Annotated in this window: 16 protein-coding genes; 10 read left to right on the forward strand and 6 right to left on the reverse strand. The window is 25.8% G+C overall.

Annotated elements, in window-relative coordinates:
- The first annotated feature begins 226 nt into the window (after positions 1–226).
- The 6 genes from BZ132_RS03350 (at position 227) to thiE (ending at position 7698) form a co-directional block, all read left to right on the forward strand.
- The gene (locus tag BZ132_RS03350) at positions 227–2161 is read left to right on the forward strand and encodes a cation-translocating P-type ATPase (RefSeq protein WP_286940499.1); all 1935 of its coding nucleotides are present in this window, start codon (positions 227–229) and stop codon (positions 2159–2161) included.
- A gap of 723 nt (positions 2162–2884) precedes the next feature.
- Positions 2885–3742 carry a DUF3100 domain-containing protein gene (locus BZ132_RS03355; protein ID WP_011406277.1) on the forward strand — a complete coding sequence of 286 codons (858 nt, stop codon included), beginning with the start codon at positions 2885–2887 and terminating at the stop codon, positions 3740–3742.
- 7 nt (positions 3743–3749) lie between these two features.
- On the forward strand, positions 3750–4217 hold the full coding sequence (locus tag BZ132_RS03360; RefSeq protein WP_011406278.1) for a hypothetical protein: 468 nt from the start codon (positions 3750–3752) through the stop codon (positions 4215–4217).
- A 117-nt stretch (positions 4218–4334) separates the two neighbouring features.
- Entirely contained in the window at positions 4335–5159 is an 825-nt protein-coding gene (locus BZ132_RS03365; protein ID WP_112149455.1) for a DUF3100 domain-containing protein, read from the forward strand.
- A gap of 105 nt (positions 5160–5264) precedes the next feature.
- Positions 5265–6122, forward strand: coding sequence for a hydroxyethylthiazole kinase (gene thiM, locus BZ132_RS03370; RefSeq protein WP_011406280.1), 858 nt, complete (start codon positions 5265–5267; stop codon positions 6120–6122).
- A gap of 10 nt (positions 6123–6132) precedes the next feature.
- On the forward strand, positions 6133–7698 hold the full coding sequence (gene thiE, locus BZ132_RS03375) for a thiamine phosphate synthase (protein ID WP_011406281.1): 1566 nt from the start codon (positions 6133–6135) through the stop codon (positions 7696–7698).
- Between the two features lie 16 nt (positions 7699–7714).
- Here thiE and BZ132_RS03380 read toward each other — a convergent pair whose 3' ends face one another.
- Both BZ132_RS03380 and BZ132_RS03385 read right to left on the reverse strand, forming a co-directional pair.
- Positions 7715–8119 carry a hypothetical protein gene (locus BZ132_RS03380; RefSeq protein ID WP_286940501.1) on the reverse strand — a complete coding sequence of 135 codons (405 nt, stop codon included), beginning with the start codon at positions 8117–8119 and terminating at the stop codon, positions 7715–7717.
- 70 nt (positions 8120–8189) lie between these two features.
- The gene (locus tag BZ132_RS03385; protein WP_011406283.1) at positions 8190–8597 is read right to left on the reverse strand and encodes a hypothetical protein; all 408 of its coding nucleotides are present in this window, start codon (positions 8595–8597) and stop codon (positions 8190–8192) included.
- Positions 8598–9196: 599 nt separating this feature from the next.
- Here BZ132_RS03385 and BZ132_RS03390 point away from each other — a divergent pair.
- Entirely contained in the window at positions 9197–9391 is a 195-nt protein-coding gene (locus BZ132_RS03390) for a hypothetical protein (protein ID WP_286940502.1), read from the forward strand.
- A complete protein-coding gene (locus BZ132_RS03395) occupies positions 9378–9521 on the forward strand; it encodes a hypothetical protein (RefSeq protein WP_286940503.1) in 144 nt (47 codons plus the stop codon). The genes BZ132_RS03390 and BZ132_RS03395 overlap by 14 nt, the downstream gene beginning before the upstream one ends.
- 41 nt (positions 9522–9562) lie before the next feature.
- On the opposite strand, the gene BZ132_RS03400 is transcribed toward BZ132_RS03395, so the two are convergent.
- The 4 genes from BZ132_RS03400 to BZ132_RS03415 all read right to left on the reverse strand — a co-directional run bounded on the left by BZ132_RS03400 (position 9563) and on the right by BZ132_RS03415 (position 11312).
- The gene (locus BZ132_RS03400) at positions 9563–9802 is read right to left on the reverse strand and encodes a hypothetical protein (protein WP_011406284.1); all 240 of its coding nucleotides are present in this window, start codon (positions 9800–9802) and stop codon (positions 9563–9565) included.
- Positions 9803–10045, reverse strand: a complete 243-nt coding sequence (locus tag BZ132_RS03405) for a barstar family protein (RefSeq protein ID WP_011406285.1) — start codon at positions 10043–10045, stop codon at positions 9803–9805.
- A 19-nt stretch (positions 10046–10064) separates the two neighbouring features.
- Positions 10065–10514, reverse strand: coding sequence for a ribonuclease domain-containing protein (locus BZ132_RS03410; protein WP_011406286.1), 450 nt, complete (start codon positions 10512–10514; stop codon positions 10065–10067).
- Between the two features lie 90 nt (positions 10515–10604).
- Positions 10605–11312, reverse strand: a complete 708-nt coding sequence (locus tag BZ132_RS03415) for a hypothetical protein (protein ID WP_011406287.1) — start codon at positions 11310–11312, stop codon at positions 10605–10607.
- 478 nt (positions 11313–11790) lie between these two features.
- Here BZ132_RS03415 and BZ132_RS03420 point away from each other — a divergent pair, with 478 nt between their 5' ends.
- Together BZ132_RS03420 and BZ132_RS03425 are read left to right on the forward strand one after the other, a co-directional pair.
- Complete coding sequence (locus BZ132_RS03420) at positions 11791–12168, forward strand: hypothetical protein (RefSeq protein ID WP_048059719.1); 378 nt, start codon at positions 11791–11793, stop codon at positions 12166–12168.
- A gap of 266 nt (positions 12169–12434) precedes the next feature.
- Positions 12435–13910 carry a sodium-dependent transporter gene (locus tag BZ132_RS03425; protein ID WP_286940504.1) on the forward strand — a complete coding sequence of 492 codons (1476 nt, stop codon included), beginning with the start codon at positions 12435–12437 and terminating at the stop codon, positions 13908–13910.
- The last annotated feature ends 20 nt before the right edge of the window (positions 13911–13930 follow it).

Consider the following 13930-nt stretch of genomic DNA (forward strand, 5'->3'; position numbering starts at 1 on the left):
GGTAAAAAAAATATGTTTTTCAAATTAATTCTATTGTTTATTAATATGTATAATATTTAGGAAATATTTTTTTCATATTTAACTCAAAAACTTCATGGGTTTTTATCTTTTTTTTATAATAAATATGGAGTAATACAAAAGTATTACTTTTTAGTAAATTCATTTATATACTAGTATTACAAAAGTATTAACTATAATATAAATAATATATAAAGGAGTAATACTTATGAATAAATTCGAGAAATTAATGGGTTTTCTCGAAGGTCTTAAAATGACCATAGTAGGAGGAATATTCCTATTAATAAGTTTAATATTATTAATAACAAACACAACATTACCAATAGATCCTGCATGGGTAACTATTGTAATATGTGGACTTCCTCTTCTATACCTAGCTTTAAGTAGATTAGTCTATGAACACTGGGTATCTTCAGCATTATTAATATGTATTGCAATGGTTGCATCATTAATGATTGGTGAAATATTTGCTGCAGGTGAAGTAGTATTTATAATGGCATTAGGAGCTCTTCTTGAAGACTACACTGTAAGAAAATCAAAACAAGGATTAAGAGATTTAATAAATCTAAAACCACAAACTGGTAGATTACTAATTAAAGAAAATGGAGATATTGTAGAAAAAGAAATAAAAGTTCAGGAAATAAAAAAAGAAGATAAATTACGAGTACTTCCAGGAGAAGTAATTCCAGTAGATGGAATTATAATCAGTGGAGATACATCTGTAGATCAATCTGTTATGACTGGTGAATCACTACCACTAGATAAAACAGTTAATGATGAAGTATATGCTGGTACTTTAAACTTATATGGTGCCATAGATATAATCTCAACAAAAATAGGTAAAGATTCTTCACTAGAAAAATTAATTAGAATGGTTAAGGAAGCTGATGAAAAACAAGCACCAACACAAAGAATTGCAGATAAATGGGCAACATGGTTAGTACCTGTTGCATTAGCTATTGCTATTATTACATACATACTAACATGGAATATTGAAAGAGCAGTAACAATACTAGTAGTATTCTGTCCATGTGCACTGATACTTGCTACACCAACAGCTATTATGGCTGCAATTGGTCAAGCTACAAAACATGGTGTTCTTATAAAATCAGGTGAAGCTCTAGAGAAAATGGGTAATGTTAACTCCATAGCATTTGATAAAACAGGAACTTTAACCTATGGTAACCTAGAAGTATCTGATATAATACCATTGAAAGAAAATATTAGTAAAAAAATATTATTAAAATATGTAACAATTTCAGAGGTAAAATCAGAACATCCTATAGGTAAAGCCATAGTAAAATACAGTAAAAATGAATCTATCAATTATACTCAACCTGAAGAATTTAAAATGATTCCAGGAAAAGGAGTATCTGCAGTATATAATAATAAAAAAATACTATCTGGTACTATTAAATTCATGGAAGAAAATAATATTACAATAAATAGTGAATCTATTGAAAAATTAGACTTACTAAGAAATGAAGGAAAAGCATCTATTGTAGTATCATATGATAATGAATTAGTTGGAATAATTGGGTTATCTGATGTGTTACGTGAAACTGCTCCATATGTAGTTAATACTTTAATCAATGATTTAGATACTGATGTTGAATTATTAACTGGAGATAATCATAAAGCTGCAAATTACTTTGCAAGTAAAGTTGGTATAACAAATATCTATTCAGAACTGTTACCTGAAAACAAGGTTGAAATAATTGAACAATTAAAATGTGATAAGAAAACAGTGTGTATGGTTGGTGATGGAATTAATGATGCTCCAGCACTAAAAACAGCAGATGTTAGTGTTGCAATGGGTGGTATGGGTAGTGATATAGCTATTGATGCAGCAGATATTGCATTGCTAGGTGATGATATTGAAAATTTAACATATCTTAAAAAATTATCAAATGCAACTTTATTTACAATACATCTAAGTATAACAATATCTATGATAATAAATGCAGTTGCTATTGTATGTTCAGTATTAGGACTATTAGATCCTATAAGTGGAGCATTAGTACATAATATAGGTTCATGTGCAGTTGTAATGTTGGCAGCATCATTGTATGATAGAGATTTTTCTGATTATGCTCACAAATCTAAAGATAATATTACTATTAAAAAACCTATTACAAATTAATTTTTTTTCTTTTTTTTCTATTTTTTCATGTTATTATTTAGTGAATAAATAGTTCTTATTTTGGGAACTTAATTTGATATTTATTCACTATATATGAACTAAATTTCATATTAATAAACACTTTTTAGGAACTAAAATATTTTCCAAATCACTTTTTAGGAACACATGTATGGGCTTTATTCACTTCATGTTGATTAAATATATGTGTTTTGCTCAAAAAAAGAAAAATATGTTCTTATTTTAAGAAAAAAAACCTTAAGGTGTATTTTTTAAGTTTTTTATTAAAATGGTTAAATGGGGTTTTTTTTATAAAATAAATATGTTTTCTTCATTTTTACAATTAACTATTTAAAATCATTATCTTATTTATAAAAATAATGTAAATATTAAGATTAAATAAAAATTAAGTCCATATAATAACTTTATTTTTCTAAAATAATGTTCACTTTTTTGGTAATTTATTCATTTGTCTTATAAATCTAAGTTAATTATGAACTTTTTTTATTTTTAAATAGAAAAAAATAATTAATTTATAGTAAATTAATATAAAAAATATAAATTATTTAGATAATTTTAATTTTTAATTATTGAATGTTTATATATTAGTATTACATTATATAATAATAATTAATTTCAACTTTAAAAAACCATTAATTATATATGATTTATTATAATAATGTAGGGGATTTAAAAAAAATATATATAATTTTTGGGGGATGTATTATGGTCAATGAAAAAAACTCTGATAATTATCAAGAGTTGACTGAAGCCCGAAAGGATTATAAATTACATCTGACTATTTTAGTATGTATAGTGATAGCTGAATATATTGGCATGCTAACAGTAAATCTCTATGGAATTACAATAGTATTCATGCCATTATTATATTCATTGGTTTTAGCAATTGCACTCTATTTAGCAAAACCTGTTAAATGGATTACAGATAAACAATCAAATAAAGCTAGTACAATTATGATGCTCTTAATTGGTCCATTACTAGCTAAACTAGCAATTGCAAGTGGACAAAATATTCAGATTATTTTTAATGCTGGACCTGCAATTCTTTTACAAGAGATAGGAAACTTGGGAACAATATTTGCAGCATTACCTGTAGCATTGTTACTTGGTTTTAAACGTGAATCTATTGGAATGACAAGTTCTATATGTAGAGAGCCACAGATGGCTGTTGTTATAGATACCTTTGGATTTAATTCACCAGAAACAAAAGGATTTTTCACAGTATTTCTTATAGGTACTGTTTTAGGAACACCATTTATTAGTTTACTAGCAAGTGTATTGGCACATGTTATTCCATTACACCCATATGCTTATGGAATGGCATGTGGTATTGGTAGTGCAAGTATGAATGCAGCAGCAGTAGCATCGTTGTGTGCTATTTTCCCTTCAGCAACAGTTCAACTAGAAGCATTTAGTGGAATGGCAAATCTGCTTTCAATGGTTACAGGTATGTATGTTTATATATTAGTAGCTATTCCATTAACAGAATGGTTATATCGTAAACTTGAACCAGTGATTAGTCGAATTTTATTTAAAAAAGAAAATAAAAAAATAAAGGATTGATTTAAAAGTGTCAAAGATTTTATCTAAAGAAGTGGTGATGGAATGGATACTTATTTTAATTATCTTTTCTTTCATGTCTGCTATAGGTAACTATATAGGTTATCATTATCCATTTCAAGAATCCTTATATGGTATGTTTATTTTATGTGCTATAACCTTACTAGGACTAATAATAGAACATCATATTTCATATAACATACCTGCTATTATTTACATAAGTATTATAGGTTTAATAGTGGCACTTCCATGGTCACCAATATCAAGTACTATTATATACTATACATCAAAGGTAAATATTGTATCATTAACAACAATACTTCTAGCATATGCTGGAATAGCTATGGGAAAAGACTTAGGAGAATTTAAAAAAGTAGGTCTAAAGGGTATTATTGTTACCTTTTTTGTAATATTAGGAACATATATGGGTTCTGCATTAATTGCACAAGGAGTTTTAATGTATACTGGAATGATTTAAACTCCTTTCTAAAAAACTTTTTTTTTAAAATATTTATATAAAATTATAGTTACTAGTAAAAATATTAAAGTATTATTCTATAAACTATTATTATACTATACAAAGGTAATAATTAACATGTTTAATAAAAAGATTATAGAATCATCAAGGGAACTTCTTGATTATAAACTACACATCACAGTACTAATTTGTGTTTTAATATCTCAAGCTATTGGAACAGTTACTATAACAATAACTTCAGGATTTAAAATTATAATTCTACCTTTAATATTTTCATTAATACTAGTTACAATTTTATATTTAGAAAAACATGTTACATGGATTACTAAAAAACAATCAAAAACTTGTGGAAAAATAATGTTAATTATTATTGGACCATTAATTGCAAAATTAGCAATAACAAGTGGACAAAATATTGATTTATTAGTAAAAACAGGAATAGCCATATTTCTTGAAGAATTAGGTGATATAGGATCAATATTTATAGCATTACCTGTAGCATTGTTACTTGGTTTTAAACGTGAATCTATTGGAATGACAAGTTCCATATGTAGAGAGCCACAAATGGCAGTTATAATAGATAAATATGGTCTTTCTTCAGATGAAGTTAAGGGATTTATGATAGTATATCTTATTGGAATAATACTTGGAACAATTTTTATAAGTATAATTGCAAGTTTTTCATATTTAATTCCACTACATCCATATGCATATGCTCTAGCATGTGGAGTAGGAAGTACAAGTATGAATGTAGCAGCAGTATCATCTCTTATAACTCTTCATCCTGATTTATCAAATCAGTTATTAGCATTTAGTGGAATATCTAATTTAATTTCATTAATACTAGGGGTATATGTGTATATACTCGTATCATTACCATTAACAGAGAAATTATATGCTTATATAGAACCTATTGTAAGTAAATATATTTTTAAACGTTAATTCTTTTTTAGACTTTTTTTTATTTTATTTTTTTGAATTAGACATTATATTAATCATTAGAATCAAAAATATAATTAGTAATAAAAATTTTTGGAGAATTAAATTATGAGTGAATATACATTAGAAAATATAGCACAAGTTGTAGAAATATTAAGAGAAAAAAGTCCATTAACACATTGTATTACAAATGTAGTTACTGTTAAAGATTGTGCTAATGCTGTTTTAGCAGTAGGAGCATCACCAATAATGGCAAATGCTCCAGAAGAAGCAGAAGAAATTGTTGGTATTTCTAATTCACTTGTAATAAATATTGGAACATTAACTAAAGAACAAATAGAAACAATGAAGAAATCAGCAAAATTTGCTATTGAAAATAATAAGCCATTCATACTAGATCCTGTAGGTGTAGGTATTAGTAACATTAGAAATCAAACACCAATCGATATTATTACAAATTCAAAACCATCTATTATTAGAGGAAATCTTTCAGAAATCAAAGCAATAGCAATGATGTATGATATATTAGATGAATGTACAATGGCAAAAGGTGTTGATGTAGCTCAATGTGATATTATAAACAAAGATACATTAATTTCTAATTGTAATCTTATTAAGAATATTTCAGAAAAATTAAATACTACAATAGCAGTATCTGGACCAATTGATATAATATCTGATGGACATGATGTATACACAATAGAAAATGGTGATGCTATGATGTCTAGAATAACAGGTAGTGGATGTATGTTAGGATGTGTACTTGGAGCATATCTTGCAGTAACAAATCCATTAGAAGCAGCAATTACAGGTACACTTGTAATGGGTATAGCTGGAGAATTAGCTGCAAAAACAGCAAGAGATAATAACAAAGGAACAGGTTCATTTGGAATATATCTTATAGATGAATTATCAAAATTAAATAAAAGCACAATACTTTCTCAATCAAAATTAAATAAAATGTAGGTAATTGAAAATGGATATTGATTATAGTGTCTATTTAGTAACTGATCAATTTGATTTTACTGAATCAGAATTTTTAAATATTATAGAGGAAGCTCTAAAAGGAAACACTACTATTGTTCAAATAAGAGAAAAAAATAGTAGTACAAGAGATTTTTTAAATCTTGCACAGAAAGTTAAGAAATTAACTGATAAATATAATGTTCCATTAATTATTAATGATAGAATAGACATAGCTCTTGCAGTAGATTCTGCAGGAGTTCATCTAGGTCAAGATGATATGCCTTGTAAAATAGCAAGAAAAATTATAGGACCAGATAAAATTATTGGAATCAGTGCTGAAAACTATGGGGATGCACTCCAAGCACAAGAAGATGGAGCAGACTATTTAGGTATAGGTGCTATAGAAAAAACTCCAACAAAAACAGATTGTAGTGTTATTTCAGAAGAGGATCTAAATAAAATTAAAAAAACAATAAAAATACCCCACGTAGCAATAGGTGGTGTAAAAGAACATAATACTAGAGAAATAATAGATAAATATGGCTTTGATGGTGTAGCAATAGTTTCAGCAATTATGAAAAGTGACCTTCCAAAAGAAGCTGCAACTAACTTTTATAATCTAGTAAATAGTAAGTTAACCTTAGATGATGTTTATGCTGCTATATATGGTGTTATTGTAGGGGATGCTCTTGGTGTTCCATATGAATTTAAACCTAGATCTACACTACAAAAAACACCTGTAACTGGAATGAGAGGTCATGGTACTTATGATAAACCAGAGGGCACTTGGTCTGATGATAGTTCTTTAACATTAGCATTAGCTGATAGTTTAGTATATGGTATAGATTATGATGATATAATGTCTAGATTTAGTAAATGGTTATATCAAAACATGTATACTCCAGAGAATGAAGTTTTTGATGTTGGACAAACTACAGAAGAAGCAATCTATAATTATACAATGGGTGTAAATCCATTAGATTGTGGTGGAGTTGAGGAATATGAAAATGGTAATGGTTCTTTAATGAGAATAATGCCATTATTATTATATATAAATAGAAAATCAATCGATGAAAAAAGTGCTATTGAATTAATAAATAATGTTTCATCATTAACACATGCACATAAAACTAGTAAAGCTTGTTGTAATATATATAATTTCCTAGTACAAGCTATTATTGAAAATAGGGAAGCTAATAATCTTAAAACTTTAATTAAAAAAGCAATTGAAAGGGCTAAAAAACAGTATCCACTAAAAGAATATCCAGAATTTAAATCTTTATACGATGATCTATTCTTTGATTCAGGAGAAAATTTAGATAGTACTGGATATGTTGTAAATGCATTACAAATTGCATTCTATGCATGTTATCATAGTAGTGATTATAGTGATGCTGTGTTGTGTGCTGTGAATTTTGGAGAAGACACTGACACAAATGCTGCTATAACTGGTGGGATTGCTGCTTTATACTATGGTTATAAATCTATTCCACCTAAATGGATCGATGTTATTATAAATAAGGAATTAATTAATGAAGTTTTAGATGCCTTTAGTGAAGGTCTTAAACATTATTAATTTTCTCCTATTTTTTTTAGTATTTAATGAGTTTGGACCATTGTATATTTTTATCTACAAATTCTTTAAAAATTAGTTCTAAACCAATAGCAAATCCCATATCTTCATCATACCATCCTTTTTTCTTGTCTTGATTCATATATAGTATGCTGTATGCTTTCATTTTATAGGTTTCATACATGACAGCCCCAGGATATTTTTTATTATATTCTAAAGGATTAATATCTAACATATATACTAATTTTGTTGGATAGGCATCTGTACTATTTAATAACTCATTTTTTGTAGATTTGGCATAGTGTCTATCGATTCTAATTTTTCCACTAAAATCTCCTGGAAGTGTATTATACCATTCAAGATAGTTTAACATTTTATTTTCTTCTTTTTGAAGTATGTTTTGAATATTTTTATCAATAGTCATCTAATCACTCAATAAAAAAAGTTTTTTTTTTATTTTCTTATAAAAAAGGTTGGTGGTGATATTCAAGGTATTATTCTTGAATTATTATGTCTTTAAATTGTGGGAATTCTTCAATAAAATCATATATTTCTTTGTCAAGAAATTCTTCATATCTTTCCTTTTGATTTGAGTTAGGATCTGCATATTTATATTGTAATTCTGTTCTTTTTGCATATGTTTTTTCTAGTCTTTCTTTAACTTTTGGGTCAAAATTATTGAATTTTGTTGGTCTATCATGGTCATGTCCTTTATATGCAAGTCCTATGGTATTGAATCTGTATGGCATGATAGTACCAGCATTTAATGCTACTTCATACATTTCAAAGTAATGTTCTGTTATAAATTCATAGTTTAGTGTAACTGTTGATTCTTTTATGTGTTTATCGAATTCTTTTAAGTTATTTATATATTCTTCATCCCAATCTTTTCCTATACTCATATTATCACATCTTGATTTTTATTTTTATAACTATTGTTATAAATACTTTAGCTTTGAAAATGAAGTTATATTAAAGTATTTCGAGTAATATATACTTAAATAACAATTAAAAGGAGATATTTAAATAGATTTTAGTAAAAACAGGTATATTATCCAAGTATCTCTCTTAAAAATAGTATTATTATACAAGTGATTCATAATTAATTCATCATGTAGTATTAGATTAAAAGATGGTAAAAAAATTAGAAATGATAAAATTAGTTAAAAAATTAATTGTTGCACATTGGAATAAACATTAATTTACATCTACCTTATTTATATGTTCTACTTTTTCTACTACTTCTACCAATTAGAAATATTATATTTCAAAAAAGAGTATAATAATAAAGAGGATTAAAAAAAAGAATTATAGGAATTCTAAGACATAAACAAATACTTTCAATATACATTAGTTTATGATATACTTAGTTAAAATGTACTTAAAATGGGAGCTTTATGTTATATTGGTAAATATTAGGTTTGTGTTATTGGTGGTTAGTTATGTTACTAGTGAATTTCATGTGATGGTTGTTAGTTAATATTGTTAGTATTATGCTAAAATGATTATTTCTAATTATTCTCATGAATATTCAAAATATAACAACATTTTAATCTATCATGTTTTAAGGTATTGGAAAGAATTCTCATCTATTGATATGGATATGGAATTATCTGGTCATACACATGAGTGTCAATTTATTCCTGAAACATTATTTACTAGATTATTATTTAAATATAATCATGGACTTTTTTAGTCAAGAAGTAGAAGAAAATAATATAAGAACATCATATTTATCTGTAACATATGGAATAGGTTTCTTTGCAGTACATATATGTTTAAGTAATTCTTTTGAAATACTTGTTTTAAATATAAATAGAAAATAATTTTTTATTTAAAAAAATAATATAAGATAAGGGGATTTTTTTTAATCTACCTCTACACTTATATATTTAGATTTATCTGATACTTTTTTTAGTACTTCAAATAAAAGTGGTGTCATACATCCTGTATTTATTATATGTATCGTGGTTTCTTCCTCTATTTTTATAAGAAATTCATATAATCTATCTATATCACCATCATATTCTGGAAAATTAAATAGATCTTGTATATAATATATTGGATCTTTTCTTATTAATTTACCATTTATATCTATATACTTCATTTAATCACTACTAAATGTTAAATAATTACTTTCACATGCTGCATCATAGAATGTGTCATATAAATCCTTAGATATTTCATTACTATTTATTAGATGAATCTCTGTTTTTACACCAATACTTGTAAGACAATCATATAAAGCATCAAGATTTCTTCCATAATAATCTGGTAAATCTAATTTTTTAATTAAATAGTCATGTGTTTTAAGTTTAATTTTTTTACCATCTAATATTACAATATTCAATATTTTTCACCAAATTTTTCTATATTTCATTAAATGTTTTATAGTGATCTGTAGTGTAGTAGACTTTATAATTTTCAGTAGAATATACTATTCTCTTGGAACCACGTGTGGTACCATTTGCATCAATATCACATTCTATATATTTTGATGTACTAGTTGGAAGTATTTTCTGCCTATTTGTAAAAACATCTCCACCAATACTCTTTCCAGGTGCATATTCTTTTAATGGACCACCATTCCATCCAAGTTTTTGTGCTTCTTTTTTAGTTATATAATTACTTGGAAGTTTATGATATTCTTTTATATAAGCTGCCACTTCATCAACAGTACAATATTGTCCATTTTCAACAATATGTATATTGGTTGTATTATTGTTACTAATTATATTATTATCATGGTCTGATAGGATATTTACTCCAAAAACACTACCTAGAATGGCAATAATAACAATAGTAATTACTGATATCATTTGTTGATTAATAAAATCACCTCTTATTAATTATTCTATTGATTATATTTAATAAAAAGTTAACTATTTTTTAAAAAAAGAAATATGTTGTTATACTACATATTCTAGTATAACAGCAAATATGGTTATAAACATTATGATTTCAACAATATAAATAAAGAAGTTATGAAACAAGCTATGATTTGTTACATTTTTCCTTATTATGTTGTGTAGATTTGGATTGAATTGGGTTGCATATACACTTGCAACAATAAATGATATTATTAAAACCCATACAAGTACATTTATTAGAATTTGAATAAAATCTGTATTCACAAGTATAAGTGATGTTACTGGCTCTAAGGATAGGTATGGTAGGAATTGTCTTGTAAATATTCCAAGTATTGATGTTGGTGTTGTTGTTACAATGTATGAATTTAGCATAATAATATATAACATTATTATAATTGCACCTATAATTGCAGTCCATAGATAAAAGCTTGTTTTATAGAAGAGATATTCTGATTGGAAATCTATTTTAGTTTTAGACTCATCATATTTTTTTGTGCCTTCATAGTGTACTGTTAATATATAGTCTTTTCGTGATATTGATGAGGTTATTGTTGCTGTTCCATCTTTTGAAATTTTTCCACTACCAACAATTTTTCCTTTCTTTGAGGTAACTATAACTTTTCCTTTTAAAACAGGTGCATTTGTTTGGGCTTCAGTAACTTTTACTGAAACAGTATACATTTTCGTGTTAGAATTTACTATTTCTGCATCTATTTTAGTTTTTATTTTTTCATTTTCTGTATTCATAAAATTAACCCCAAATATTTTATTAGTTTGATTTTTTTCAAACTTAACAACAATATAGGTATATTCTATAAATAATAATAATTATTTAGAAAAACATTGTTGATATTTAATTTTTGTATATTAATGTATGTCGTAGCTTATATTAATAATTTCTCTTTATAAACATATATTCTAATTTAATAAATTCCTTATTATTTTAATTATTATAAAGTATTTGGTAGAATAATTTAGAGGAAATTTGTTTTATTATATAATATATATTTATTTCTTAAAATTCTAAAAATACATATATATCAATTAAATTTATTTTTATATATTTTTGAATTATTTTTTTTCTAGTAAAAAAAAAGTTTTAAATGTAGAAAAATTGAAAAATAAATATGAAAAATTAATATAATACTAAATACATAATACTATATAGTTTTATTAATCATTTTTCTAATAAAACATCAATTTTTAAATATTAATAGGAGATTATATGAGATCAGGAATGAAAACCATTCTTGCAGTTGTAATAGCAGTAATATTATGTTGTGTAGCCTTTGGAGGATACATAGTATATGATAATATGCAAAAACAGAATCAAGAACTGAATAAATCACTACAAGATGTACAAAAACAACTTAATGAAACACAAAATAACTCTTCAACAAATACAACAACAAAAGCAACATCTACTACAAAAAAAGCAACACCTACAGCAAAATCTGCTAGTAACAAAGTAACATATGAGGAAGCTGGTGTAGATAAGAATATAGGTTACATTAAAACATGTAAATATAAGGGTTGTGGAGCTAGATACGACTCAAGATTAAGTTACTGTCCAAGCTGTGGACAAAGAAATATATATGTATAATTTACATATATCCTCTTTTTTTAAAACAAGTGTTTATTTTTTCTAAAATTTTATTAATATTATCATATATATAATTAACTAATATCAAAAAAATTTTATCTTATTATATTTAATAAAACAGGACAAAAAATTAAATTAATTCTTTTTATTTAAAAAATCAGGGTTTTTTTTAATATAACGCTTTTTATTAAATTTATTGTATTAAATTAAATAATTTAGTAGATTAAAATTTAAGATATTTTAATTATTATTAAAGAGGTGACTACATGTCTCAAAAAAGTTTTTCTCCTAGATGGGAAAGTAATATAAGCTTTATACTTGCCATGATTGGGTCTGCTGTCGGATTAGGAAATATATGGCGTTATCCATATGTTGCATATACCAATGGTGGAGGAGCATTTATACTTCCATATATTATTTCAATAATATGTCTTGGAATTCCATTACTATTTATTGAATATGGTACTGGATATAAATTCAAGTCAGGTATGAGTAAAATTCTTCGTAAAATTAATACAAAATATGAATATATAGGATGGTTTATTCAAACATCAACCTTTTTTATTTTAACATACTATGTATGTGTAGTAGCATGGAATCTATTGTATGTTCCATTAAGCTTTTTTAAAGGTTGGGGTTCAAATCCAGATAATTTTCTGAATACAGTAATACTAGAATCAACAACAGATGTAAGTGGATTGTTTCATATAGCAATATATGTTCTTATTGCACTTACAATTGTATGGATTATATTATGGTATATTTCACATCATGATATAAATAAGGGAATAGGTAAATTTAATAAAATATTAACACCCTCATTATTTATTATAATGATAATTATAGTGGCATTTGCTCTTACATTACCAGGATCAGGTTTTGGTGTATTAACTCTCCTAACACCAGATTTATCAGCAATTACTAATTCAGACATATGGATTGCAGCACTAAGTCAAATTTTATTTTCACTTAGTATAGGTATGTGTATTGTTGTTGCATATACTGCATATCTTCCAGATGATGTTAATATTCCTAAAAATGTACTACTTATAGCTTTAGCAAATAGTTCATTTGAAGTATTTACAGCAATAGGAATTTTTGGAATACTTGGTTTTATGAGTACAACACATGGAATTCCTATTAATGAACTTGTAACACAAGGAACTACATTAGCATTTGTAGCATTCCCTCAAATATTTAATGTAATGGGATTTATAGGTTATATTATTGGGCCTTTATTCTTTATAGCATTATTATTTGCAGGTATAACATCAAATATTTCAATAATGGAACCTATTATCTTATCACTTAGAGATAAATTTGGTTTTGAAAGAAAAAAAGCAGTGACAATATGTTGTGTTGTAGGATTTATAATATCATTACTATTTACAACTTCCTTGGGAAGTAGTTTAGTAGGAGTATTTGACACATTCATAAATCAATTTGGTGTGGTGTTAAATGTAATTATTGAACTTATATTAATTACATGGATTTATGGAATTGATAAAATTCTACCTGGAATAAATAAGAATGCAACCTTCCTAAAAATAGGACCTAAATGGAAAATATGGATGAAATACATTATTCCAATAATTATATTCATAATATGGATTAAAGGTATTTCTGAGTCATTAATAACAAATGATACATTTACAAACACAGTACAATTGTTGTTATTGATGGCATTGTTTATTGTTCCATTGATACTAACAAAAATTCCAGCAAAAGTTGAAGATTACTAAAAAATTAACATTAATTGTTA

The organism is Methanosphaera sp. DEW79 (assembly GCF_003266085.1).
Lineage (GTDB): Archaea > Methanobacteriota > Methanobacteria > Methanobacteriales > Methanobacteriaceae > Methanosphaera > Methanosphaera stadtmanae.